Source organism: Tenacibaculum sp. TB-56, assembly GCF_059716275.2.
In genome coordinates, this window is sequence record NZ_CM201367.1 from 1,924,791 (window position 1) to 1,951,443 (window position 26,653).

Here is a 26,653-nt window from a genome sequence, read left to right on the forward strand (position 1 = left end):
AACTAAAAAAAAATGAAAATATTTAAACCCCTTTTCTGGTATAACAAACGCCAACGAAATGGGGTTTTCTTTTTGTTGGCGGTAATTGTCGTCTTACAATTCATTTATGCTTTTGTTGATTTTTCTTCGGAAGATGAGCAAAACACTACAACAGATGAATTAATAGCTTTTCAATACCAAATAGATAGTTTAAAGCAAATAGAGCTAGAAAACAGGAAACCGAAGTTGTTTCTATTTAATCCAAATTATATAACAGACTTCAAAGGATATCAATTAGGAATGACCACAGAAGAAATTGATAGACTTCATACTTACAGAAAACAAAACAAGTTTGTAAACTCCGTATCCGAATTTCAACAAATAACCAAAGTATCAGATAGTTTGTTGGCTGCAATATCTCCATATTTTAAATTCCCAGATTGGGTAGTCAAAAGAGAAAATCAAAAGAAAAACAAAACTGCCGAAACGAGTTCATTCGAAAAACCTATATATAATAAGGTATATAAAATTTCTACGAACGATATTAATAAAGCTACGCAACAAGATTTTGAAACTGTAAGTGGAGTAGGAGAAGTGCTTGCTACAAGAATTATAAAATACCGAAATAAATTACAAGGATATTCGCTTCCGTCTCAATTGTATGAAGTTTGGGGGTTGAGTAAAGAAACTGCTAACGAGGTTCTAGAAACATTCAAAATTGTAGATAAACCAATTATAGCAAAAGTAAATGTAAACACAGCTACTTTTAAGGAGGTACTGAAAAATCCATATATAGATTATGAACTATGTAAAAAGATTTTTGAGTATAGAGATGAGGTGGCTGAGCTTCAAAATATTTCAGAATTAAGAAATATTAAAGATTTTCCACTAGACAAATACGATAGAATAGTTATATATTTGGAAGCAAAATAACAAACAACAAACAATTAGAGAACGAATGAACAGTATGTATTTTACTGAAGAGCACGAGTCTTTTCGTCAAAGTTTTAAAGATTTTTTACAAAAAGAGGTTGTTCCGCATATAGATAAATGGGAAAAAGAAGGAACTGTTGAACGTTTTATCTGGAAGAAATTCGGTGAAATGGGATACTTTGGTTTAAATCAACCAGAAGAATACGGAGGATTAGGTTTAGACCTTTTTTATACAGTAATCTTTTTAGAAGAATTACAAAAAGTGAATTCAGGCGGATTCGCTGCTAACATGTGGGCACATGCTTATTTAGCAATGACACACGTAAATAAAGAAGGAGACGATCGTATTAAAAGAGAATACTTAACACCAAGTATCGAAGGAGATAAAATAGGATGTTTATGTATTACTGAACCTTTTGGTGGAAGTGATGTGGCTGGAATGCGAACTACGGCAATTAAAAAAGGAGACACTTATGTAATTAATGGTTCAAAAACATTTATTACAAATGGAGTGTATTCTGATTATTTAGTAGTAGCTGCCAAAACAAATCCTGAAGATAAACATAGAGGAATGAGTATTTTTATGGTTGATAGAGATACTCCAGGAATTTCATCAACTAAATTAGATAAATTAGGATGGAGAGCTTCTGATACCGCTGAAATCGCTTTTGATAACGTGGTAATTCCTGCTGAAAACTTAATGGGTGAAGAAGGAAAAGGATTTCCGTATATCATGCAACACTTTGCTTTAGAAAGATTAATTATGGGGATTAACGCGCACGCACGTGCAGAATACGCTGTTGATTACGCTGTGCAATATATGAGTGAGCGTCAAGCATTTGGAAAAACATTAGATCAATTCCAAGCCTTACGTCATAAAGTTGCTGAAATGGCAAGTAGAGTAGATATGTGTAAAGAATATAATTACTCTATTGCAAAAAGATTAAACGATGGTGTTTATGTGGTGAAAGAAGCGAGTATGAGTAAATTATTGTCAACTAAAATGGCAGATGAGGTAATTTACGATGCATTGCAATTGTTAGGAGGTTACGGTTATATGGAAGAATATCCTATGGCACGTTTACTTCGCGATAGCCGTTTAGGACCAATTGGTGGAGGAACTTCTGAAATCTTAAAAGAGATTATCGCAAAAATGGTAATAGATAAGAAAGAATATAAGCCAGCTACGTAATGTTGTTGATTATCATTTTTGCGAAAATGCGTCCTCGCATTGCAAAAATGGTAATAGACAAAAAAGAATATAAGCCAGCTACGTAATATTGTTGATTATCATTTTTGTGAAAATGCGTTCTCGCATAGCAAAAATGGTAATAGACAAAAAAGAATACAAGCCAGCAACCTAAGTTGGTTAAATAATACTAAATAAGAATCCTGTTTTTGATAACAGGATTTTTTTATGAAAAGAAGTTTAAAAATAGTTGGTTTTAAATCAATACTTTGTATCTTTGCCGTCCAAATAAATTAAAAACAATATAATCTTCTGATATACTGTGTTTTATCAAAAGATTTTAAAATATAGAAAACTACAATGAAAGGAGGTGCAAAAACATGTTAATCATTCCAGTTAAAGAAGGAGAGAATATCGATAGAGCGTTAAAACGTTATAAGCGTAAATTTGATCGTACAAAAACGATGAAGCAATTACGTAACAGAAAGCAATTTACAAAGCCATCTGTAGCTAAACGTGCTCAAATGATTAAAGCATCTTACGTTCAGAAGTTAAGAACTCAAGAAGAAGTAGGATAGTAGTCATTCTTATAAAGTATAAAAACCTGTGTTGATCTCAATACAGGTTTTTTTTGTACCTTCATTTTAATAAAAAGAAAGATATATGCTTATTGAAGCTTTTTTAGAATACTTAGCGTTTGAGAAAAACTATTCGAAACATACTATACAAGCATACAAAACAGATTTGATTGCATTTAAAGATTTTTGTGCGGTTGAATTCGATCAAGAAGATTTAGAAAACATACATTATAACCAAATACGAACATGGATTGTTAGTTTGGTGAATAGTGGTGTATCTAATAGAAGTGTAAATAGAAAGGTAAGTTCACTAAAGACCTTTTATAAGTTTTTGCAAAAAATAGGTGAAGTAACAACGAATCCGTTAGCGAGTCATAAAGCGTTAAAAGTTCAAAAGAAAATTCAAACACCATTCGATCAAAATGAAGTAGAAGAGGTGTTGAAGTTGTTAAATGAAGCTTCCGATTTTGAATCTATAAGAGATCGATTAATTGTTGAATTATTGTATTCAACAGGAATGAGAAGAATAGAGTTAATAAATGTTAAAGAGAAAGATGTAGATCATTCTAAAAAAGCAATTAAAGTTTTAGGAAAAAGGAATAAAGAACGATATGTAACAATCTTGCCATCAGTATATAAAACGTTAGAGAAATATTTGTCTGAAAAAAAAGTGTATGAAATAGAAAATGAAGAAGCGCTTTTTGTGACCAAAAAGGGAGTTAAAATTTATGAAACTCTTGTTTACCGAATAATAAATTTGTACTTTAGTAGGGTGTCGACAAAAGCAAAAAAAAGCCCTCATATTTTAAGGCACGCTTTTGCAACGCATTTACTAAATAACGGTGCGTCGTTAAATTCGGTTAAAGAATTACTAGGGCATTCAAGTTTAGCCTCTACCCAAGTATATACGCATAATAGCTTGGAACAAATAAAAAAAGTGTATAATAAGGCTCATCCTAGAGAGTCAACCTAAAAGATCGAAGAATTATGAAGGTATTCACGCAATCAGTAAATTTCTCAGCAGACAAAAAGTTAATAGATTACATTGAGAAAAAAGTAGGAGGATTAGAAAGGTTTCATGATAAGATCGTTGATGCAGAAGTATTTTTAAAAGTGCAAAAAACGAGTGAAAAAGAGAATAAAATTACAGAGGTGAAAATCAATATACCAGGAGATGAGTTAATGGTGAAAAAGCAATGCAAAACTTTTGAAGAAGGAGTTAGTATGTCGGTAGAATCATTAAAAAGACAGTTGCAAAAGTCTAAAGAAAAAAAGAAAGATGCTCTTGTGTAAAAAAACAATAAAAAATAATTAAAAAAAGTTTTAAAAATCAAAAATTACTTTTTACATTTGCAGTCCGTTAGAAATAGCGGATTGTTTTTTTATAGCAATTGCCGATGTAGCTCAGCTGGCTAGAGCAGCTGATTTGTAATCAGCAGGTCGTGGGTTCGAGTCCCTCCATCGGCTCTAAAAGAACAAAAGTTCATTAAAATTTTGATTTAAGATTTTTGGGGAGATTCCAGAGCGGCCAAATGGGACGGACTGTAACTCCGTTGTCTTACGACTTCGCAGGTTCGAATCCTGCTCTCCCCACAAAAATCTTAAGAAACAAAATTGCGGGAGTAGCTCAGTTGGTAGAGCGTCAGCCTTCCAAGCTGAATGTCGCCGGTTCGAACCCGGTCTCCCGCTCTAAATTCGTTGCCGACATAGCTCAGTTGGTAGAGCGCATCCTTGGTAGGGATGAGGTCACGGGTTCAAATCCCGTTGTTGGCTCTATTTTAGAGTTTATTTGACAAGAGTTTTAAAATAACACTAAATATATTTAACTAAGAATTAAAATTAATAATCATGGCAAAAGGAACTTATGATCGTTCGAAACCGCACTTAAACGTAGGTACTATTGGTCACGTAGATCACGGTAAAACTACTTTAACTGCTGCAATTACTAAAGTATTAGCAGATGCTGGATTTTCTGAGCAGAGAGCTTTTGATCAAATCGATAACGCTCCAGAAGAAAAAGAAAGAGGTATCACAATTAACTCTTCTCACGTAGAGTATGCAACAGCTAACCGTCACTACGCACACGTTGACTGTCCAGGTCACGCCGATTACGTAAAAAACATGGTAACTGGTGCTGCACAAATGGATGGTGCTATCTTAGTAGTAGCTGCTACAGATCGGTCCAATGCCACAAACTCGTGAGCACATCTTATTAGGTCGTCAGGTAGGTATTCCACGTATCGTTGTTTTCTTAAACAAAGTTGATATGGTTGATGACGAGGAGTTATTGGAATTAGTAGAAATGGAAGTAAGAGACTTATTATCTTTCTATGAGTACGATGGAGATAACGGTCCTGTAATCGCTGGTTCTGCTTTAGGTGCATTAAACGGAGAGCAAAAGTGGGTTGATACAGTATTAGAATTAATGGAAGCTGTTGATACTTGGATTGAAGAGCCACCAAGAGATACTGAAAAGCCATTCTTAATGCCAATCGAAGATGTATTCTCTATTACTGGTCGTGGTACTGTAGCAACAGGACGTATCGAAACTGGTATCGTTAACACTGGAGATCCTGTAGAGATCATCGGTATGGGTGACGAGAAGTTAACTTCTACTGTAACTGGTATCGAAATGTTCCGTCAAATCTTAGATAGAGGAGAGGCAGGAGATAACGCAGGTATCTTATTAAGAGGTATTGCAAAAGAAGATATTAAGAGAGGTATGGTAATCTGTAAGCCAGGTTCTATTACTCCACACGCTAAATTCAAAGCTGAGGTATATATCTTAAAGAAAGAAGAAGGTGGACGTCACACTCCATTCCACAACAACTACCGTCCACAGTTCTACGTACGTACAACAGACGTAACTGGTAACATCAACTTACCAGAAGGAGTAGAGATGGTAATGCCAGGTGATAACTTAACTATCATCGTAGACTTAATCCAACCAATCGCATTAAACGTTGGTTTACAGTTCGCAATCCGTGAAGGAGGTAGAACAGTAGGAGCTGGTCAGGTAACTGAAATTTTAGACTAATTATAGTTTAATTATAAATTTATAAGGAGTCTCCTTATTAGTGAGACTCCTTTATAAATACGGGTTTAGCTCAGTTGGTAGAGCACTGGTCTCCAAAACCAGGTGTCGGGAGTTCGAGTCTCTCAACCCGTGCAAAAATTAAAAACGAGTTGTGGTTTTACTGCAACTCGTTAAAAGGATAAAATATGAGTAACTTTGTACAATATATTAAAGATTCTTTTGAAGAATTAAATACCAACATGACTTGGGCATCTCGCGAAGAAGCTCAAAAGTCTACAGTGGTAGTAGCAGTATTCACTATTGTTTTTGCTTTAGCAGTAGCTGGAATAGATAAAGTTTTTCAAACAGGATTAGATAACTTCTTTAAAATGTTTTAATGATGACTGATTCGGTGATGAAATGGTATGTTGTGAGAGCTATTGGAGGTCAAGAAAATAAGGTTAAGTCTTATATCGAGACTGAAATAGCGCGTCATGGGTTGTCTGATTATGTAAACCAAGTAATCGTTCCAACTGAAAAAGTTATTCAAGTACGAAACGGAAAGAAGATAAACAGAGAAAGAGTTTACTTTCCTGGTTATGTAATGGTAGAAGCTAATTTAGCAGGTGAGGTTCCTCACGTAATTAAATCAGTAACTGGAGTTATTGGTTTTTTAGGTGAAACAAAAGGAGGTGATCCAGTACCAATGCGTAAATCAGAAGTAAACAGAATGTTAGGTAAGGTTGATGAACTTTCTGTTAAAGATGAAAACGTTGCAATTCCTTATTCAGTTGGTGAAACTGTAAAAGTAATTGACGGACCTTTCAACGGATTCGATGGGACAGTTGAAAAGGTTAATGAAGAAAAACGTAAATTAGAGGTAATGGTAAAGATTTTCGGAAGAAAAACTCCATTAGAACTAAATTACATGCAAGTAGAGAAAATATAATTGTTACACCTATATTTTGGTGTGTTTAAGCTTCCAATTTAAGCACATCGTTAAATCTTAAACAATGGCAAAAGAAGTAAGTAAATTAGTAAAACTACAAGTTAGGGGAGGTGCAGCGAATCCGTCGCCACCAGTTGGACCCGCTTTAGGTGCTGCCGGTGTTAACATCATGGAGTTCTGTAAGCAGTTTAATGCTCGTACACAGGACAAACAAGGTAAAGTATTACCTGTTGTTATTACAGTTTATACAGACAAATCTTTCGAGTTTGTTGTAAAAACTCCACCAGCTGCGGTACAATTATTAGAAGCGGCCAAAATTAAGAAAGGTTCAGGTGAGCCTAATAGAAAGAAAGTAGCAAGCGTATCTTGGGATCAAATTCGTGGAATTGCAGAAGACAAAATGGCTGATATGAATGCCTTTGAAGTAGAGTCTGCAATGAAAATGATTGCCGGAACAGCTCGTTCTATGGGATTAACAGTAACAGGTGATGCTCCTGCATAAACTTAAAAGAGATTTAGAAAATGGCAAGATTGACTAAAAAACAAAAAGAGGCTCGTGCTAAAGTAGATAGCTCTAAAGTTTATAATTTAAGTGAAGCATCAGCTTTAGTTAAAGAAATTACAAACGTAAAATTTGATGCATCTGTAGATTTAGCAGTACGTTTAGGAGTAGATCCTCGTAAAGCTAATCAAATGGTACGTGGAGTTGTAACATTACCTCACGGAACTGGTAAAGATGTAAAAGTTTTAGCATTAGTTACTCCAGATAAAGAAGCAGAAGCTAAAGAAGCTGGTGCTGATTATGTTGGATTAGATGAGTACCTTCAAAAGATTAAAGGAGGTTGGACTGATGTTGACGTTATTATTACTATGCCTTCAGTTATGGGTAAATTAGGTCACTTTAGGACGTGTATTAGGTCCTCGTGGTTTAATGCCAAACCCAAAAACAGGTACAGTAACTATGGATGTTGCAAAAGCAGTACAAGAAGTAAAAGCTGGTAAAATCGACTTTAAAGTAGATAAAACTGGTATTGTACACGCTGCAATCGGAAAAGCATCTTTTGATGCTGCAAAGATTACAGAAAATGCAAACGAGTTAATTCAAACATTAATTAAATTAAAGCCAACAGCGGCTAAAGGAACTTATATTAAGAGTATCTTTATCTCTTCTACTATGAGCCCTAGTGTTGCTGTAGATGTTAAAACAGTATCGTAAGGCAGTTAAAACTTTTTAATTATGACTAGAGAGGAAAAATCACAAGTAATACAAGATTTAACAGCACAATTAGCAGATACTAGCACAATCTATTTAGCAGATATTTCTGGTTTAGATGCAGCTACTACATCTAACTTACGTAGAGCTTGTTTCAAAGCTAACGTACAATTGGCTGTTGTTAAAAATACATTGCTTTCTAAAGCAATGGAAGCTTCTGATAAAGATTTCGGAGAGTTACCAGACGTATTAAAAGGTAATACTTCAATGTTAATTGCTGAGGCTGCAAACGCACCAGCAAAAGTTATCAAAGAGTTCAGAAAAAAATCAGACAAGCCTTTATTAAAAGGTGCGTATGTTGAAGAAGCAGTTTATGTTGGAGATGACCAATTAGACGCTCTTGTTAACATCAAGTCTAAAGAAGAACTTATTGGAGATATTATTACCTTATTACAATCTCCTGCTAAGAATGTTGTTTCAGCATTACAATCAGGTGGTGGTAAGTTATCAGGTATCTTAAAGACATTATCAGAAAAATAATTTCGCGCACTAATAAACTAAAATAATAAAATTTTTAAAAACAATTAAAATGGCAGATTTAAAAGATTTCGCAGAGCAATTAGTTAACTTAACAGTAAAAGAAGTTAATGAATTAGCTGATATTTTAAAAGAAGAGTATGGTATTGAGCCAGCAGCAGCAGCTGTAGCAGTAGCAGGTCCAGCAGCAGGTGGTGGAGATGCAGCTGAAGAAAAAACTGAGTTTGATGTAATCTTAAAAGCAGCAGGTGGTTCTAAATTAGCAGTTGTAAAGTTAGTTAAAGAATTAACTGGATTAGGATTAAAAGAAGCTAAAGAAATCGTTGATAGCGCACCAGCACCAGTAAAAGAAGCAATCTCTAAAGATGAGGCAGAAGGTCTTAAGAAGTCTTTAGAAGAAGCAGGAGCTGAGGTAGAGCTTAAGTAAGCTATACTCCCGATTTAAAACGGGGAAAAACAATTAAGGTTTAGGTATTAAAAACACATGTTTTTAGGCCTAAACCATTTTGTGTATATATTCGTTCTTTATTTTTCACAATAAATTCCATTGTGATTTTACGATTATAAAGTGCTGGTTTTTAATCAGTAAAGCAATTAAAATTGCAGTATTGAAACGGTTAAGTTTCAAAAATATTATTTTTAATTAAAAATAGCATCTCTTTTGGCAACGATAAACACTACTGAAAGAATTAACTTCGCGTCTTCGCAGTTAGGAACTGATTATCCAGATTTTTTAGATATTCAGGTAAAATCATTTCAAGATTTTTTCCAATTGCAAACTAAAGCAGAAGAACGTGGAGAAGAAGGTTTGTACAAAACCTTTATGGATAACTTCCCGATTACCGATACACGTAATCAATTTGTACTAGAATTTTTAGACTACTTTGTAGATCCACCAAGATATAGCATTCAAGAATGTATCGAGCGTGGTTTAACTTACAGTGTACCTTTAAAAGCACGTTTAAAATTATATTGTACCGATCCTGAACACGAAGATTTCGAAACGATAGTTCAAGATGTATACTTAGGTACAATTCCTTATATGACTAACTCTGGAACATTCATTATTAATGGAGCAGAAAGAGTTGTAGTGTCGCAATTACACCGTTCACCAGGTGTATTCTTTGGGCAATCTTTCCACGCAAACGGAACCAAATTATACTCTGCAAGAGTAATTCCTTTTAAAGGTTCTTGGATAGAATTTGCTACCGATATCAATCAAGTAATGTATGCTTATATTGATAGAAAGAAAAAATTACCAGTAACAACATTATTCAGAGCCATCGGTTTTGAAAGAGATAAAGATATATTAGAAATTTTTGATTTAGCTGAAGAAGTAAAAGTTTCAAAAGCTGGATTAAAGAAGGTATTAGGGCATAAATTAGCGGCGAGAGTTTTAAAAACTTGGCACGAAGATTTCGTTGATGAGGATACAGGAGAAGTAGTATCGATTGAGCGTAACGAAATTATTTTCGATCGTGATACCATTATTGAAAAAGAACATATTGATGAAATTATAGATTCTGGTGCTAAGACTATCTTATTACACAAAGAAGATAATCAGCAAGCAGACTATGCAATCATCCACAATACATTACAAAAAGATCCTACAAACTCTGAAAAAGAGGCTGTAGAGCATATATATAGACAATTACGTAATGCTGAACCGCCAGACGAGGAAACTGCAAGAGGAATTATTGAAAAATTATTCTTCTCAGAGCAACGTTATAGTTTAGGTGAGGTAGGACGTTTTAGAATGAATACTAAACTTGGTTTAGATGAAGATTTAGATCAAAAAGTATTAACAAAGAACGATATCATTACCATCATCAAGTATTTAATTGAGTTAATCAATTCAAAAGCTGAAGTAGATGATATCGATCACTTATCTAACCGTCGTGTTAGAACTGTTGGTGAGCAATTAGCTGGTCAATTTGGTGTAGGTTTAGCTCGTATGGCACGTACTATTCGTGAAAGAATGAATGTTCGTGACAACGAAGTATTTACTCCAATCGACTTAATTAACGCTAAGACTTTATCTTCAGTAATTAACTCTTTCTTTGGAACCAACCAGTTATCTCAGTTTATGGATCAAACAAACCCATTAGCAGAGATTACACATAAGCGTCGTTTATCGGCATTAGGACCTGGAGGTTTATCACGTGAAAGAGCAGGTTTCGAGGTGCGTGACGTTCACTATACTCACTACGGTCGTTTATGTCCGATTGAAACACCTGAAGGACCAAACATTGGACTTATTTCTTCTTTAGCTGTTTATGCTAAAGTTAACAATATGGGATTCATCGAAACTCCATATAAGAAAGTAGAAAATGGTTCAGTTTCTTCTGAAGAACCTATTTATTTAAGTGCTGAGGAGGAAGAAGGAATGAAGATTGCTCAATCTAACTTACCTGTTGCAAATGATGGTAAGATAGAAGGAGATAGAGTAATTGCTCGTGAAGAAGGAGATTTCCCGGTAGAAAGTCCTGAAGCAATTAACTATATGGACGTTGCGCCTAACCAAATCGCTTCGATTTCTGCATCGTTAATTCCTTTCTTAGAGCATGATGATGCGAACCGCGCGTTAATGGGATCGAACATGATGCGTCAAGCAGTTCCATTATTACGTCCAGAATCTCCAATCGTTGGTACTGGTTTAGAGCGTAGAGTTGCTAAAGATTCTCGTATCTTAATCAATGCTGAAGGAGCAGGAGTTGTTGAGTATGTAGATGCCAACAAAATTACAATTAAGTACGACAGAACAGAAGAAGAGCGTATGGTAAGCTTCGATTCTGATGAAGTATCATACGACTTAATTAAGTTTAGAAAAACCAACCAAGGTACTAACATTAACCTAAAACCAATCGTAAAAGTAGGTGATAGAGTTGAAGAAGGACAAGTGCTTTGTGAAGGTTATGCAACACAAAAAGGAGAATTAGCTTTAGGTAGAAACATGAAAGTAGCCTTCATGCCTTGGAAAGGGTATAACTTCGAGGATGCGATTGTGATTTCTGAAAAAGTTGTTCGTGAAGATATCTTTACTTCTATCCACATTGATGAGTATTCATTAGATGTTCGTGATACGAAGTTAGGAGCAGAGGAGTTAACAAATGATATTCCTAACGTTTCTGAAGAGGCTACTAAAGACTTAGATGAAAACGGTATGATTCGTATTGGAGCAGAAGTAAATCCTGGTGACATCTTAATTGGTAAGATTACACCAAAAGGAGAATCTGATCCAACTCCAGAAGAAAAGTTATTACGTGCCATCTTTGGTGATAAAGCAGGTGATGTAAAAGATGCATCATTAAAAGCTTCTCCATCATTAAGGGGTGTTGTAATCAACAAAAAATTATTCAAGCGTGCAGTAAAAGATAAGAATAAGCGTGCTCGTGATAAAGAAGCTATCGCAGCTTTAGAATCATCTTACGTATCTAAGTTTGAAGACTTAAAAGATGTATTAGTTGAAAAATTATTCAATTTAGTATCAGGTAAAACATCTCAAGGAGTTTATAACGACTTAGGAGAAGAAGTACTACCAAAAGGTAAAAAGTTCACGCAAAAAATGTTAAACTCTGTTGAAGACTTTACACATTTAAACGGAACTTGGACTACTGATAAGGAGTTAAACGATTTAGTTGTAGAATTAGTTCACAACTACAAGATTAAAGTAAATGATTTACAAGGAGTTTTACGTCGTGAGAAGTTTACTATTTCTGTAGGAGACGAATTACCAGCCGGAATCTTAAAACTTGCTAAAATTTATGTTGCTAAGAAACGTAAATTAAAAGTAGGAGATAAGATGGCAGGACGTCACGGAAACAAAGGTATTGTTGCACGTATCGTACGTCAAGAAGATATGCCTTTCTTAGAAGACGGAACACCAGTAGATATCGTATTAAACCCATTAGGGGTACCATCGCGTATGAACATTGGTCAGATTTATGAAACTGTTCTTGGATGGGCAGGTCAAAAATTAGGTCAAAAATATGCGACTCCTATTTTCGACGGGGCTTCTTTAGATGAAATTAATAAATTAACAGACGAAGCAGGAATTCCAAGATTCGGTCATACATACTTATATGACGGAGGTACAGGTAAGCGTTTCGATCAGCCAGCAACGGTAGGAGTAATTTATATGATTAAGTTAGGTCACATGATTGAAGATAAGATGCATGCACGTTCTATCGGACCTTACTCATTAATTACACAACAGCCATTAGGAGGTAAAGCTCAGTTTGGAGGTCAGCGTTTTGGAGAGATGGAAGTTTGGGCACTTGAAGCATATGGTGCATCAAGTATCTTACGTGAAATCTTAACTGTTAAGTCTGATGACGTATTAGGTAGAGCAAAAACTTACGAAAGTATTGTAAAAGGTGAGGCTATGCCAGAACCAGGTTTACCAGAATCATTTAACGTATTAATGCACGAACTTAAAGGTTTAGGATTAGACGTTAAATTAGAAGAATAATCACAGTGAAATGTCTCAGAGTCTAGGCTCTGAGGCAAATCATTTTTTCAATATCAGTCTTGTTAAAAGACATTTATTTTTAATTCGAATCCATTATCATGGCAAGAAAAAACGAAAAATACACTGTTAAGAAGTTTAACAAAATTTCAATAGGTTTAGCATCACCTGAGTCTATTTTAGAGGCTTCAAAAGGTGAGGTGTTAAAACCAGAAACTATTAACTACCGTACACATAAACCAGAAAGAGATGGGTTATTTTGTGAGCGTATCTTTGGTCCTGTAAAAGATTACGAGTGTGCGTGTGGTAAATACAAAAGAATTCGATATAAAGGTATCGTTTGTGACCGTTGTGGGGTTGAAGTTACTGAGAAAAAAGTACGTAGAGATAGAGTAGGTCATATTAACTTAGTGGTACCTGTAGCACATATTTGGTATTTTAGATCATTACCTAACAAAATGGGATACCTTTTAGGGTTACCATCTAAAAAGTTAGATATGATTATTTACTACGAGCGTTATGTAGTAATTCAACCAGGTATTGCTAAAAATGCTGAAGGAGAACCATTACAAAAAATGGATTTCTTAACAGAAGAAGAGTATTTAGATATTTTAGATACACTTCCACAAGAAAACATGTACTTAGAAGATACTGATCCTAATAAGTTTATCGCTAAAATGGGAGCAGAGTGTTTAATCGATTTATTAGAAAGAATCGATTTAGACCAATTATCTTATGAGTTACGTCATAAAGCAAATACTGAAACTTCTAAGCAACGTAAAAACGAAGCATTAAAGCGTTTAAATGTTGTTGAAGCTTTTAGAGATTCTCAAAAGAACAGAGAAAATAATCCAGAATGGATGATTATGAAAGTAATTCCGGTTATTCCACCAGAATTACGTCCATTAGTTCCATTAGATGGAGGTCGTTTCGCTACTTCTGATTTGAATGATTTATACCGTCGTGTAATCATCCGTAACAATCGTTTAAAGCGATTAATGGAAATCAAAGCTCCAGAAGTAATTTTACGTAACGAAAAGCGTATGTTACAAGAATCAGTAGATTCATTATTTGATAACACACGTAAATCATCTGCAGTAAAAACTGAGTCTAACAGACCATTAAAATCATTATCTGATAGTTTAAAAGGTAAACAAGGACGTTTCCGTCAAAACTTATTAGGTAAGCGTGTCGATTATTCTGCACGTTCGGTAATTGTTGTTGAACCAGAGTTAAGATTATTTGAATGTGGATTGCCAAAAGATATGGCAGCAGAATTATACAAACCTTTCGTTATTCGTAAGTTAATCGAAAGAGGTATTGTTAAAACTGTAAAATCTGCAAAGAAAATTATAGATCGCAAAGAACCAGTTGTTTGGGATATCTTAGAAAATGTAATTAAAGGACACCCGGTGTTATTAAACCGTGCCCCTACCTTACACCGTTTAGGTATTCAAGCATTCCAACCAAAATTAATAGAAGGTAAAGCAATTCGTTTACACCCATTAGCATGTTCGGCATTTAACGCGGATTTTGATGGGGATCAAATGGCAGTTCACTTACCATTAGGGCCAGAAGCTATTTTAGAAGCTCAACTATTAATGTTAGGTTCTCACAATATCTTAAACCCAGCAAACGGAGCTCCTATTACAGTACCATCACAAGATATGGTATTAGGACTTTATTATATGACGAAAGAAAGAAAGTCAACTCCTGAAGTGCCAATTAAAGGTGAAGGATTAACTTTCTACTCTCCAGAAGAGGTAATTATTGCCTTAAATGAAGAAAAAGTAGACCTAAATGCAGGTATTAAGGTTCGTACTAATGATGTAGTTAATGGAGAGCACGTAGTTAGAATTATTGAAACTACTGTAGGTAGAGTTTTATTTAACGAAGTTGTACCAGAAGAAGCAGGGTTTATTAATGAAGTTTTAACTAAGAAATCATTAAGAGGTGTTATTAGTAGAATTTTAAAAGTTACTGATATACCAGCTGTTGGAAAATTCTTAGATGAAATTAAAAATATGGGATATAAATACGCCTTCGAAGGTGGTTTATCATTCTCATTAGGTGATATTATTATTCCAGAAGAGAAACACGCAATGATTGCTGAGGCAAACCAAGAAGTGGATGGTATTATCATGAACTATAACATGGGTATGTTAACGCAAAAAGAGCGTTATAACCAGGTAATTGATGTTTGGGGATCTACCAACAACCGATTAACTGAATTATCGATGAAGCGTTTACGTGAAGACCAACAAGGATTTAACTCGGTATTTATGATGTTAGATTCTGGAGCGCGTGGATCGAAAGAGCAGATTCGTCAGTTAACAGGTATGCGTGGTCTGATGGCAAAACCTAAAAAGTCTACAGCTAGTGGTGGAGAAATTATTGAAAACCCGATTTTATCTAACTTTAAAGAAGGTTTATCAATCTTAGAATACTTTATCTCTACGCACGGTGCTCGTAAAGGTCTTGCCGATACCGCATTAAAAACAGCCGATGCAGGTTATTTAACACGTCGTTTAGTAGATGTATCTCAGGATGTTATTATTAACGAGGTAGATTGTGGTACATTAAGAGGATTAGAAGTTTCTCCATTAAAGAAAAACGATGAAATCGTTGAATCTTTAAGTGATAGAATTTCTGGTCGTACAGCATTACATGATGTATATCCACCAAACTCAGATGAGTTATTAATAGCAGCAGGAGAATTAATTACTCCATTATTAGCTGATAAAATTGAAGCTGCAGGTGTAGATACAGTTGAAGTTCGTTCTGCATTAACTTGTGAGTCTGAAAAAGGAATTTGTGAGAAGTGTTACGGACAAAGCATGTCTACTGGTCAGAAAGTTCAAAGAGGTGAAGCAGTTGGTGTAATTGCAGCACAATCGATTGGAGAACCAGGTACACAGTTAACATTACGTACGTTCCACGTTGGAGGGGTAGCAGGAAACATTTCAGAAGATAACAAGTTAATCGCTAAGTTTGACGGTAATGTAACGATTGACGATTTACGTACTGTAAAAGGTAAAGATGCAGCTGGTGAAGAAGTAGATATCGTTATTTCTCGTACTGCTGAAATTAAGATTACCGATAAAAAGAATGGAGTTGTATTAAGTACAAACATTATCCCTTACGGTTCTATCATTTTTGATAAAGATAGAAAAACGATCAAAAAAGGAGATGCTCTATGTCAATGGGATCCATTTAACGGAGTTATCGTTTCAGAATTCGCTGGTAAAGTGAAGTTTGATAACTTAGAGCAAGGAATTAACTACTCTGTAGAAATTGATGAACAAACAGGTTTCCAAGAAAAAGTAATTACTGATTCTAAGAACAAGAAAATCATTCCTTCATTAATCATTGAAGATGCTGATGGTAATGCATTACGTTCATACAGTTTACCAGTAGGTGCTCACTTAATTGTTGATAATGGCGATAAAGTTGAGTCTGGTAAAACATTAGTGAAAATTCCTCGTAAGTCTGGTAAAGCAGGAGATATTACAGGAGGTTTACCACGTGTAACAGAATTATTTGAAGCACGTAACCCATCTAACCCAGCAGTAGTAGCCGAGATTGACGGAGTTGTATCTTTTGGTAAGATTAAGCGTGGTAACCGTGAAATCATTATTGAATCTAAAACAGGTGATGTTAGAAAATACTTAATCAAGTTATCTAACCAAATCTTAGTTCAAGAAAATGACTTCATCAAAGCAGGTATGCCGTTATCTGACGGAGCAATTACTCCAACAGATATCTTAAATATCAAAGGACCTTCAGCTGTACAAGAGTACTTAGTGAATGAAATTCAAGAAGTATATCGTTTACAAGGGGTGAAGATTAATGATAAGCATTTCGAAGTAGTAGTACGTCAAATGATGCGTAAAGTTAGAATTATTGATTCAGGAGATACCTTATTCTTAGAAAATCAATTAGTTCATAAAACAGATTTCATCAAAGAAAACGATGCTATCTACGGAATGAAAGTTGTTGAAGACTCAGGAGATTCAGCAAACTTAAAACCAGGACAAATTGTTACTGCTCGTCAATTAAGAGATGAAAACTCTTTATTACGTAGAGAAGATAAAAACTTAGTAATTGCACGTGATGCTCAACCAGCTACTGCTGAGCAAGTATTACAAGGTATTACAAGAGCTTCGTTACAAACGAAGTCATTTATCTCAGCTGCATCATTCCAGGAAACAACTAAAGTATTAAATGAAGCCGCTGTAAATGGTAAGATTGATACCTTAGAAGGATTAAAAGAAAATGTAATTGTAGGTAAGCGTATACCAGCAGGTACAGGAATGAGAGCATATGAAGATCAAATCGTTGCTGCCTAAAGATGAGATTGAACAAAGTTTATAAGAACTTATGTTTATAAATTATAGCAAGGGTTTAGAGTTTTTAAAACTCTAAACCCTTGTTTTTTTCTAAAAAAAATAAAAAAATAGAATATGGACGATACTAAAAAAGAACCACAATTAAACATAGAATTAGATCAAGAAATTGCTGAAGGAACCTATAGTAATTTAGCGATTATAAACCATTCTGTTTCAGAGTTTATTGTTGATTTTATCAACATCATGCCTGGTGTACCTAAGGCAAAAGTAAAATCGAGAATTATATTAACACCACAACATGCAAAACGCTTATCAAAAGCGTTGGCAGACAATGTTCGTAAGTTTGAACAAGCACATGGTGAAATTAAAGATTATGAGCAGCCTCCAATTCCAATGAATTTTGGTGGGACTACAGGTGAAGCTTAAAACAAAAAAATCGTCTATTTAGACGATTTTTTTTGTTTTTATATTTAGAAACCTTCAGACAAGTCTTTTAAGGCTTTAACATCTAAAATAACGATTTCTTTTCCTTGTAAATCGATCATTTTCTTCTTTTTAAATTCAGAAAGTAATCGGATGGCACTTTCAGTGGCAGTTCCTATAATATTAGCAATATCTTCTCTAGATAAGTTAACCTTTATAGAGCCATTATCATTTTTTTCAAACTTAGCCTCTAAAAACAAAAGAGTAGCTGCTAAACGTTGTTTTACGGTTTTTTGAGCCATATCAACAATAACATCATCCGCTTTTTTTAGTGAGTTAGCCATTTTTCTTAAAAGATCTAAAGAAAAGTTAGGGTTGTTCTCTAAATCCCTAATAATTTCATCTTTAGGAATAAAACAAACCTCCATATCATTTATGGCAATAGCCTTTAAATTGGAGGCTTCGTTGTTTATTAAACTACGTTCTCCTAAAATATCTCCTTTTTGTATTAAATGAATAATTTGATCTCTACCATTATCACTCATTTTAGAAACCTTACAAACACCGTCTTTAATACAAAATACCCCATTAATGTATTCTCCTTCATCAAATAAAACTTCCCCTTTTTTAACTATTTTAGATGTTTTACACCCAGTAATTCTTATTAATTCGTCTTTTGTTAGAGTTTTTAATGAGTTGAATTCCCGAATAATACACTGTTCACACTTGCTCATATTTTTGCCTTTTTCTCTATTCAAATATACAGAAAAACTGACAATTATCATGTTTTAAAATACAATCTTATCGGATATTTGTTGAAGGCAAAAGAGTAAATATGGAAAGCAAAATATGTTTTCATTGTGGTAACGAATGTGATACCGAAAAAATTACAGTACAAGATAAATTTTTCTGTTGTAATGGGTGTAAAACCGTCTATGAAATATTTTCAGAAAACGATTTAACGTGTTACTATGATTTTCAAAATAATCCAGGAGCTATTCCTGAAGAAATACTAGGAAAGTACGATTTCTTAGACAATCAACCAATTGTAGAAAAACTTCTTGAGTTTAACGATGGTAATATGCAGGTCATTAATCTGTATATACCGCATATTCACTGTAGTTCGTGTATTTGGGTTTTAGAAAACCTACACAAACTGCAAAGTAATGTGTCGTCGGCACAAGTTAATTTTCCTAAAAAAACAGTACGAATTACGTACAATTCAGAAAAGACTTCACTGAAAGAAATAGTACTGTTGTTGAGTTCTATAGGTTATGAACCGTATATCAGTTTAGAAGATTATGAAGTTGGAAAAAAGAAAGTAGATCGCAGCTTAATTTATAAATTAGGAATTGCTGGTTTTGCTTTTGGAAACGTGATGTTTTTATCATTTCCTGAATATTTTGAAGTGTCAGAATACTGGTTAGAACAATACAAAGGTTTATTCCGTTGGTTAATGTTTATTTTTTCGCTTCCAGTAGTGTTTTATGCAGGAATTGATTATTTCATTTCAGCTTATAAAGGCTTACGTTCAAAAATTTTGAATATAGATGTTCCGATTGCTTTAGGAATATTTGTGCTGTTTGTTCGTAGTACAGCTGAAATTCTTTTCGATCTAGGAACAGGATTCTTTGACAGTTTAACAGGATTAGTATTCTTTTTATTACTTGGAAAGTTTTTTCAACAGAAAACCTATAACTTCTTATCGTTTGAACGTGATTATAAATCGTATTTCCCAATTGCGGTAACCAAGATAACTTCCGACAAAAAAGAAGAGAATACTCAAATTTATGAAGTTAAAAAAGGAGATAGATTATTAATTAGAAATCAGGAGTTGATTCCTGTTGATGGAATTTTAATTAGCGGAGAAGCAAAAATAGATTACAGTTTCGTTACAGGTGAAGAAGTACCCGTAAACAAAAAGTCGGGAGATAAGTTATTCGCAGGAGGTAAACAATTGTCTGGAAGTATAGAAATGGAAGTGTTAGCTTCGGTTTCGCAAAGTTACTTAACACAGTTGTGGAGTAACGATGTGTTTCAGAAAGACAAAAGCTCATCTTTTAAAACATTAACAGATGAGATAAGTAAAAACTTTACGATAGTTGTTTTATCGATCGCTTTTTTATCTACTGGATTTTGGCTGTATTACGATTCAAGTGTAGCGTTAAACGTATTTACTTCGGTGTTAATTATCGCTTGTCCGTGTGCAATTGCATTGGCAGCTCCGTTTACTTTAGGAAACATCTTGCGAATTTTTGGGAGAAAGAAATTCTACCTTAAAAATGCGACTGTGGTAGAACAATTGGCAGCTGTTAATTCGGTAATTTTTGATAAAACAGGTACACTTACCACGAATAAAGAAAACACAATAACTTATGAAGGAGAAAGCTTAGATACTACTCAAAAATCAATACTAAAAAGTTCTCTTAGAGCGTCGAATCACCCATTAAGTAGAATGTTGTACGCTTCGTTACAAGATGAAGAGGTGTTAACCGTAGATAATTATCAAGAGCACGTAGGTAAAGGAATTGAAGCGAATTATCAACAAACAAAAATAAAAATAGGTTCATCTTCTTTTGTTAAAAATGCAAAAGAGCAAGCGAATTTAGATACTTCAGTACACATTAGTGTTAATGATGAATATAAAGGAAAATATGTTTTCAAAAATGCTTATAGAAAAGGTGTTCAGCAATTATTTACTCAGCTAAATAAGAAATATGATTTATCGATAGTATCTGGAGATAATGAAGGAGAAAAGAAGTTTTTAGAAGAGTTTTTACCGAAAGAAACCACCTTTTTATTCAATCAAAAACCACAAGATAAACTACATTATGTAGAGGAATTACAAGAAAAAAACAAAAGTGTATTGATGATTGGAGACGGATTGAATGACGCTGGAGCTCTAGTTCAAAGTAATGTGGGAGTTGCAATATCTGAGAATATTAACGTGTTTTCTCCAGCCTGTGATGCAATTTTAGATGCGACGAAATTTAATCAGATAGGAGATTACATAAAAGCATCGAAAAAAGCAGTAAAAATTATTAAATATTGTTTTTTACTATCTTTAATGTATAATGTTGTAGGACTTTATTTTGCAGTAACAGGGCAATTAATGCCTGTAATTGCAGCAATTTTAATGCCTTTAAGCTCTATAAGTGTGGTAGTGTTTACAACGATTGCTACTAACATGTTAGGAAGAAAACTAAAATAAATTTAAAATATGAAAACAGCAGCATTTTTAGAAAACTTAGAGTATAATGAAGAAAAGGTAGCTGTTTCTTTATTGTTAGAAACCGATTTTTCCAAAGAAATTAGAATAGTTTTTAAGAAAAATCAGGTAATGAAAGATCATAAAGCACCGTATCCAATAGTTGTTCAAGTACTGAAAGGAAACATAGATTTTGGTGTAAACAATGAAGTAAAGAGGTTAAATTCAGGAGATATGATTTCTTTAGAAGCAAAAGTTATACATAACTTAACTGCTTTAGAAGATAGCGTTGTACGCTTAACGTTATCTAAATCAGATTCAGTAAATAGAGTAAAAGAAATTTAATTATGAGGTTGAATAGATATATAGATCATACGTTGTTGAAGGCTACAGCGACAAAAGCAGATATCGTTAAGCTTTGTAATGAAGCTAAAGAATATAATTTTTATGCAGTTTGTGTAAATGGTTGTTATGTAGAATCAGCAGCAAAAGAGTTACAAGAAACAGAGGTGAAAGTAGCTGCGGTTATTGGTTTTCCCTTAGGAGCAATGACTACCGAAGCGAAAGTTTTTGAAGCTAAAGATTGTATAAAAAATGGAGCATCAGAAATTGATATGGTTATCAATATCGGAAAGCTATTAGAAGGAGATGAAAAATATGTTGAAAAAGAAATCCGATTGATTAAAGAAGCGATAGGAGAAAATACTTTAAAAGTGATTTTTGAAAATTGTTATTTGTCAAAAAAACAGATAAAAACAGCAAGTCAGTTAGCTGTAAATGCAGGTGCTGATTTTGTGAAAACGTCTACAGGTTTCGGTACTGGGGGAGCAACTTTTGAAGATGTAACTATAATGGATAGTGTGGTAGATGGAAAAGCTCAAATAAAGGCAGCAGGAGGAATTAGAGATATAGAAACTGCACTGAAGTATATAGCAATGGGAGTAACACGTTTAGGAACTTCTTCTGGAGTTTCATTAATAACAGAAGGAACCGCTGATAAAGATCAATATTAATAGGAGTTTGAAAACGAAAAGTGAAAAGTGAAATATGTAAAACGAAAAGTGAAAAGTTACAAGTGCGTATAGCCTACAGCATATAGCTTACAGCTTTCAGCCAAAAGTAATCTAACAATCAAATAATCCAAATATCTAAGCATCCAAGTATCCAAACATCTAAAAATCTAAAATAATGAGCGTACATATTGAAGCAAAAAAAGGAGAAATTGCAGAAACTGTTTTATTACCAGGTGATCCTATGCGAGCAAAGTGGATTGCAGAAACATTTTTAGAAAATCCAGTTTGCTATAATGATGTTCGAGGTATGTTAGGATTCACAGGAACTTATCATGGAAAGAAGATTTCTGTACAAGGAACAGGAATGGGAATTCCTTCAGCATTAATTTATGCTCATGAATTGATTACTGAGTACGGAGTTAAAAATTTAATTCGAGTAGGTTCAGCAGGTTCTTATCAAAAGGAAGTAAGAATTAGAGATATTGTTATAGCGATGGCGGCTTCAACCAACTCAGGATTAAATACGATTCGTTTTAACGGAGCCGATTATGCGCCAACGGCGAGTTTTAAGTTGTTCCAAAAAGCTATTGAAGTAGCAAAAGAAAAGGGAATTCAATTAAAAGCGGGGAATATTTTAAGTTCAGACGAGTTTTATGCTGATGAATTTGAAAGCTATAAAAAATGGGCAGATTACGGTGTGTTGTGTGTTGAAATGGAAACAAACGGATTGTATACCGTTGCAGCTAAACACAAAGTAAATGCATTATCAATCTTAACTATTTCAGATAGTTTGGTTACAAAAGAAAGAACAACTGCCGAAGAAAGAGAGCAAACTTTTAAAGAAATGATAGAAATTGCTTTAGAATTGGCTTAATGTCAGTTCGAGTGATTTTGTAGAAGAATGAAACAAAATAGTGTCAAAAACATGAATTCACTTATTCAAAAATATAACATTCCAGGGCCAAGATATACAAGTTATCCAACCGTTCCGTATTGGGACAATGAAACTTTTTCAAAAGAAAAATGGATAGCAACGTTTAAGCAATCGTTTATAGAAAGTAATTCTACTGAAGGAATTAGCTTATACATACACTTACCGTTTTGTGAAAGTTTATGTACATTTTGTGCATGCCATAAGCATATTACAAAGCGTCGTGAAGTTGAAGATCCGTATATAGAAACGGTGTTAAAAGAGTGGCAATTGTACCTTGATTTGGTAGATGAAAAACCAATAATAAAAGAAATTCATTTAGGAGGAGGAACGCCAACATTCTTTTCAGAAAAACAATTAAAAAGATTAATAGACGGAATCTTTATTAGTGCAAAGAAACACCCTGAGCATGAATTTAGTTTTGAAGGGCATCCAAACAATACGACAAAAGAACACTTGCAAACATTGTACAATTTAGGTTTTACAAGAGTAAGTTTTGGAGTACAAGATTACAATCCAAAAGTACAAGAAGCTATTCATAGAGTACAGCCTTTTGAAAACGTAGAAAAAGTACACAATTGGGCAAAAGAAATAGGCTATACGTCAATTAGTCACGATTTAGTGTTTGGGCTTCCGTTTCAAACGAAAGAAAATGTAATTTATACCATTAATAGAACCAAAGAACTACAACCTGATAGAATTTCGTTTTACAGTTATGCGCATGTGCCGTGGGTAAAAGGAGTAGGGCAACGTGGATTTAATGAAAACGATTTACCTAAGAATGAAGAGAAACGAGAGTTATATGAAATAGGTAAGGAGTTATTTGCGGAAATGGGCTATGTTGAAATAGGGATGGATCATTTTGCATTACCAACAGACAGTTTATACAAAGCGACCGAAGAGAAAACTTTACACCGTAACTTTATGGGATATACCGCTAATAAAACTCAGTTAATGATTGGTTTGGGTATGTCGGCAATCTCAGATTCTTGGTACGGATTTGCACAAAACGTAAAAACGGTAAAGGAGTACGAAAAAATAGTTAATGAAGGAGAAATTCCTGTGTTTAGAGGACATATTTTATCCGAAGAAGATTTAATTATTAGAAAACATATTTTAAATATTATGTGTCATTTTTCTACTTCGTGGAAAGAAGATTCATTAAAAATTGAAAATGTAGAAATGTACATAGAAAAGCTAGAAGAAATGATAGCTGATGGATTGGTATCTGTTGAAGGAAGCGAGTTAATAGTACCTGAAAAAGCAAGACCGTATGTGCGAAATATTTGCATGGCTTTCGATAAAAAATTACATGAAAAACAACCAGAAACAAAGTTGTTTTCAATGACTATTTAATGAAAAATATTAAAAGAAGGTTATCTTTTTAAAAAAAGATTCAAATATGATAAATGTCATATTTTAAGAAAATCTTCACAATTATCTTTGAACTACAAATTATCAGGCAAGATATGAGCGTTATTTATTTACTACTTACACTAAGTATTTTAGTGGCTATTATTTTCTTTATAGCATTTATTGTTTCAGTAAAAAATGGACAGTACGATGATTCGTATACGCCATCGGTTCGCATGTTGTTTGATGATGAATTGGTAAAAGAAGACAATATTAACAACTAACAATAGATATTAAATTCAAATAGATTATGGAAATGCAACAATTTTATTACGATAATAAGATCGTAAAAAAATTCATCTACGCAACCTTACTATGGGGAATAGTAGGTTTTTCAGTAGGATTGACATTGGCTTTTATGTTTTTATTCCCAAATTTAACTGACGGAATTTCGTGGTTAAGTTTCGGTCGTTTAAGACCACTACACACCAATGCAGTAATTTTCGCTTTCGTAGGAAATGCCATTTTTGCGGGGGTGTATTACTCGTTACAGCGATTGCTTAAGGCACGTATGGCGAGTAATTTTTTAAGTAACTTTAACTTTTGGGGATGGCAGTTAATTATTGTTGCAGCAGCCATAACACTTCCGTTAGGGTATACAACTTCAAAAGAATACGCCGAATTAGAATGGCCAATTGATATAGCCATAGCACTAGTTTGGGTGGCTTTTGGTGCTAACATGATTTGGACAATCTTACAAAGAAGACAACGCCATTTATATGTAGCAATTTGGTTCTACTTAGGAACTTTTGTAACCGTAGCGGTATTACATATTTTTAACAGTTTAGAGCTTCCAGTAAGTTTCATGAAAAGTTATTCTGTGTATGCAGGGGTTCAAGATGCACTGGTACAATGGTGGTACGGGCATAACGCCGTAGCATTTTTCTTAACAACTCCGTTCTTAGGATTAATGTATTACTTTGTTCCTAAGGCGGCTAACCGTCCGGTATATTCATATAGATTATCTATTGTACACTTCTGGTCGTTAATTTTTATCTACATCTGGGCAGGACCTCACCACTTATTATATTCATCTTTACCAGATTGGGCTCAAAACTTAGGAGTAGCATTCTCTGTAATGTTAATCGCACCATCTTGGGGAGGTATGATCAACGGATTATTAACACTTCGTGGAGCTTGGGATAAAGTAAGAGTAGATCCAGTATTAAAATTCATGGTAGTTGCAATTACAGGTTATGGTATGGCAACTTTTGAAGGACCAATGTTATCGTTAAAGAATGTAAACGCAATTGCACACTTTAGTGATTGGATTATTGCTCACGTACACGTAGGTGCTTTAGCATGGAACGGATTCTTAACTTTCGGTATGTTATACTGGTTAGTACCAAGAATGTTCAAAACAAAATTATACTCTACAGCATTGGCTAACTTCCACTTCTGGATTGGAACTTTAGGTATCATCATGTATGCATTACCAATGTACGTAGCAGGATTTGTACAAGCTTCTATGTGGAAACAATTTAATCCAGACGGAACCTTAACATACGGTAATTTCTTAGAAACAGTAAATGAAATCATACCAATGTATTGGATGCGTGCTATTGGAGGAAGTTTATATATTCTTGGAGCTTTCGTAATGTTATATAATATTATTAAAACAGTTAAATCAGGAACTGAAGTTGCTGATGAGTTAGCAGAAGCACCAGCATTAACTAAAGTTTCTAAGCACAGAACTTCAAATGAAGGATGGCACACTTGGTTAGAAAGAAGACCTGTAAAATTAACCATATATGCTACTGTAGCTATTTTAATTGGAGGAATTGTACAAATTATACCAACATTATTAGTAAAATCTAATATTCCAACAATAACAAGTGTACAACCATATACACCATTAGAATTAGAAGGTAGAGATATTTATATCCGTGAAGGATGTGTTGGATGTCACTCACAAATGGTACGTCCATTCAGGTCAGAAGTAGAACGTTACGGAGAGTTTGCTAAAGCAGGAGAGTTTGTGTACGATCATCCATTCTTATGGGGTTCTAAACGTACAGGTCCAGATTTATTAAGAGTTGGAGGTAAGTATAACGATAGTTGGCACTTAAACCACATGTACGATCCACAAAGTACATCACCAGGATCTATCATGCCAGCATACCAATGGTTAGTAAGAGATGAGTTAGATAAGAGTGATACTGAAAGAAAAATGAAAGCAATGGTAAGTCTAGGAGTTCCATATACTGATGAAGATATTGCCAATGCACAAGCAAGTATGGATGCTCAAGGAGCGAAAATTCAAGAGAATTTATACGCAGACCCTGATTTCAAAGCAAACTATGAAGCTGATAAAAAGTATGCTCAAGAAAACGGACAAACGTTCATTGAAATGAAAGATAGAGAAATCGTAGCCTTAATAGCTTACTTACAACGATTAGGTACCGATATTAAAGTAAAAGATGTTGAAGATCAATTAAGCGCTAAAAACTAGAA

At 34.1% G+C, this 26,653-nt stretch carries 21 protein-coding genes, 5 tRNA genes and 2 pseudogenes; 27 read left to right on the forward strand and 1 reads right to left on the reverse strand.

What is annotated here, in order from left to right; translation table 11 throughout:
* Positions 1–12 precede the first annotated feature (12 nt).
* The 20 genes and pseudogenes from AC3VI6_RS09310 (at position 13) to AC3VI6_RS09405 (ending at position 17,637) form a co-directional block, all read left to right on the forward strand.
* Positions 13–912, forward strand: coding sequence for a ComEA family DNA-binding protein (locus AC3VI6_RS09310; RefSeq protein ID WP_497705965.1), 900 nt, complete (start codon positions 13–15; stop codon positions 910–912).
* Between the two features lie 25 nt (positions 913–937).
* Entirely contained in the window at positions 938–2,104 is a 1,167-nt protein-coding gene (locus tag AC3VI6_RS09315) for an acyl-CoA dehydrogenase family protein (protein ID WP_497705966.1), read from the forward strand.
* 377 nt (positions 2,105–2,481) lie between these two features.
* Positions 2,482–2,679: a 30S ribosomal protein S21 gene (gene rpsU / locus AC3VI6_RS09320; protein ID WP_274633612.1), complete on the forward strand. Its 198-nt coding sequence runs from the start codon at positions 2,482–2,484 to the stop codon at positions 2,677–2,679.
* Between the two features lie 85 nt (positions 2,680–2,764).
* A complete protein-coding gene (locus AC3VI6_RS09325; protein WP_497705967.1) occupies positions 2,765–3,652 on the forward strand; it encodes a tyrosine-type recombinase/integrase in 888 nt (295 codons plus the stop codon).
* 14 nt (positions 3,653–3,666) lie between these two features.
* The gene (hpf, locus tag AC3VI6_RS09330; RefSeq protein ID WP_435254415.1) at positions 3,667–3,972 is read left to right on the forward strand and encodes a ribosome hibernation-promoting factor, HPF/YfiA family; all 306 of its coding nucleotides are present in this window, start codon (positions 3,667–3,669) and stop codon (positions 3,970–3,972) included.
* Positions 3,973–4,072: 100 nt separating this feature from the next.
* Positions 4,073–4,146: transfer RNA gene (locus tag AC3VI6_RS09335), tRNA-Thr, on the forward strand.
* A 43-nt stretch (positions 4,147–4,189) separates the two neighbouring features.
* Positions 4,190–4,272 (forward strand) — tRNA-Tyr (locus AC3VI6_RS09340).
* Positions 4,273–4,295: 23 nt separating this feature from the next.
* Positions 4,296–4,368: transfer RNA gene (locus AC3VI6_RS09345), tRNA-Gly, on the forward strand.
* An 11-nt stretch (positions 4,369–4,379) separates the two neighbouring features.
* Positions 4,380–4,452: transfer RNA gene (locus tag AC3VI6_RS09350), tRNA-Thr, on the forward strand.
* A 75-nt stretch (positions 4,453–4,527) separates the two neighbouring features.
* Positions 4,528–5,716, forward strand: a pseudogene (tuf, locus tag AC3VI6_RS09355) (elongation factor Tu).
* A gap of 59 nt (positions 5,717–5,775) precedes the next feature.
* A tRNA-Trp gene (locus AC3VI6_RS09360) sits at positions 5,776–5,848 on the forward strand.
* A gap of 53 nt (positions 5,849–5,901) precedes the next feature.
* A complete protein-coding gene (gene secE / locus AC3VI6_RS09365; protein ID WP_274633616.1) occupies positions 5,902–6,093 on the forward strand; it encodes a preprotein translocase subunit SecE in 192 nt (63 codons plus the stop codon).
* Entirely contained in the window at positions 6,093–6,644 is a 552-nt protein-coding gene (gene nusG / locus AC3VI6_RS09370; RefSeq protein ID WP_497705968.1) for a transcription termination/antitermination protein NusG, read from the forward strand. Before secE ends, nusG begins: the two co-directional genes overlap by 1 nt.
* A gap of 64 nt (positions 6,645–6,708) precedes the next feature.
* Positions 6,709–7,146, forward strand: a complete 438-nt coding sequence (gene rplK, locus AC3VI6_RS09375) for a 50S ribosomal protein L11 (RefSeq protein ID WP_274633617.1) — start codon at positions 6,709–6,711, stop codon at positions 7,144–7,146.
* Between the two features lie 20 nt (positions 7,147–7,166).
* Positions 7,167–7,860: pseudogene (gene rplA / locus AC3VI6_RS09380) on the forward strand (50S ribosomal protein L1).
* 21 nt (positions 7,861–7,881) lie between these two features.
* Positions 7,882–8,397 carry a 50S ribosomal protein L10 gene (rplJ, locus tag AC3VI6_RS09385; RefSeq protein ID WP_274633618.1) on the forward strand — a complete coding sequence of 172 codons (516 nt, stop codon included), beginning with the start codon at positions 7,882–7,884 and terminating at the stop codon, positions 8,395–8,397.
* Positions 8,398–8,446: 49 nt separating this feature from the next.
* Positions 8,447–8,821, forward strand: coding sequence for a 50S ribosomal protein L7/L12 (gene rplL, locus AC3VI6_RS09390; RefSeq protein WP_028892878.1), 375 nt, complete (start codon positions 8,447–8,449; stop codon positions 8,819–8,821).
* A 234-nt stretch (positions 8,822–9,055) separates the two neighbouring features.
* Positions 9,056–12,865 (forward strand): DNA-directed RNA polymerase subunit beta, encoded by a 3,810-nt coding sequence (gene rpoB / locus AC3VI6_RS09395; RefSeq protein ID WP_497705969.1) that lies wholly within the window; start codon positions 9,056–9,058, stop codon positions 12,863–12,865.
* A gap of 98 nt (positions 12,866–12,963) precedes the next feature.
* Positions 12,964–17,211 (forward strand): DNA-directed RNA polymerase subunit beta', encoded by a 4,248-nt coding sequence (gene rpoC / locus AC3VI6_RS09400; protein ID WP_497705970.1) that lies wholly within the window; start codon positions 12,964–12,966, stop codon positions 17,209–17,211.
* 114 nt (positions 17,212–17,325) lie between these two features.
* Positions 17,326–17,637 (forward strand): DUF3467 domain-containing protein, encoded by a 312-nt coding sequence (locus AC3VI6_RS09405; RefSeq protein ID WP_497705971.1) that lies wholly within the window; start codon positions 17,326–17,328, stop codon positions 17,635–17,637.
* Between the two features lie 44 nt (positions 17,638–17,681).
* On the opposite strand, the gene AC3VI6_RS09410 is transcribed toward AC3VI6_RS09405, so the two are convergent.
* The gene (locus AC3VI6_RS09410) at positions 17,682–18,368 is read right to left on the reverse strand and encodes a Crp/Fnr family transcriptional regulator (protein ID WP_497705972.1); all 687 of its coding nucleotides are present in this window, start codon (positions 18,366–18,368) and stop codon (positions 17,682–17,684) included.
* Positions 18,369–18,469: 101 nt separating this feature from the next.
* Between AC3VI6_RS09410 and AC3VI6_RS09415 the strand changes: the two genes are divergently transcribed.
* From AC3VI6_RS09415 to ccoN, 7 genes are all read left to right on the forward strand, one after another.
* On the forward strand, positions 18,470–20,845 hold the full coding sequence (locus tag AC3VI6_RS09415) for a heavy metal translocating P-type ATPase (protein WP_497705973.1): 2,376 nt from the start codon (positions 18,470–18,472) through the stop codon (positions 20,843–20,845).
* 9 nt (positions 20,846–20,854) lie between these two features.
* Complete coding sequence (locus AC3VI6_RS09420; RefSeq protein WP_497705974.1) at positions 20,855–21,187, forward strand: cupin domain-containing protein; 333 nt, start codon at positions 20,855–20,857, stop codon at positions 21,185–21,187.
* 2 nt (positions 21,188–21,189) lie between these two features.
* Complete coding sequence (deoC, locus tag AC3VI6_RS09425; protein WP_299000497.1) at positions 21,190–21,855, forward strand: deoxyribose-phosphate aldolase; 666 nt, start codon at positions 21,190–21,192, stop codon at positions 21,853–21,855.
* 175 nt (positions 21,856–22,030) lie between these two features.
* Positions 22,031–22,729, forward strand: coding sequence for a purine-nucleoside phosphorylase (gene deoD / locus AC3VI6_RS09430; protein ID WP_497705975.1), 699 nt, complete (start codon positions 22,031–22,033; stop codon positions 22,727–22,729).
* A 51-nt stretch (positions 22,730–22,780) separates the two neighbouring features.
* The gene (gene hemN, locus AC3VI6_RS09435; protein ID WP_497705976.1) at positions 22,781–24,142 is read left to right on the forward strand and encodes an oxygen-independent coproporphyrinogen III oxidase; all 1,362 of its coding nucleotides are present in this window, start codon (positions 22,781–22,783) and stop codon (positions 24,140–24,142) included.
* 113 nt (positions 24,143–24,255) lie between these two features.
* Complete coding sequence (ccoS, locus tag AC3VI6_RS09440; RefSeq protein ID WP_274633627.1) at positions 24,256–24,423, forward strand: cbb3-type cytochrome oxidase assembly protein CcoS; 168 nt, start codon at positions 24,256–24,258, stop codon at positions 24,421–24,423.
* A gap of 26 nt (positions 24,424–24,449) precedes the next feature.
* Positions 24,450–26,651: a cytochrome-c oxidase, cbb3-type subunit I gene (gene ccoN / locus AC3VI6_RS09445; RefSeq protein WP_497705977.1), complete on the forward strand. Its 2,202-nt coding sequence runs from the start codon at positions 24,450–24,452 to the stop codon at positions 26,649–26,651.
* Positions 26,652–26,653: the final 2 nt, after the last annotated feature.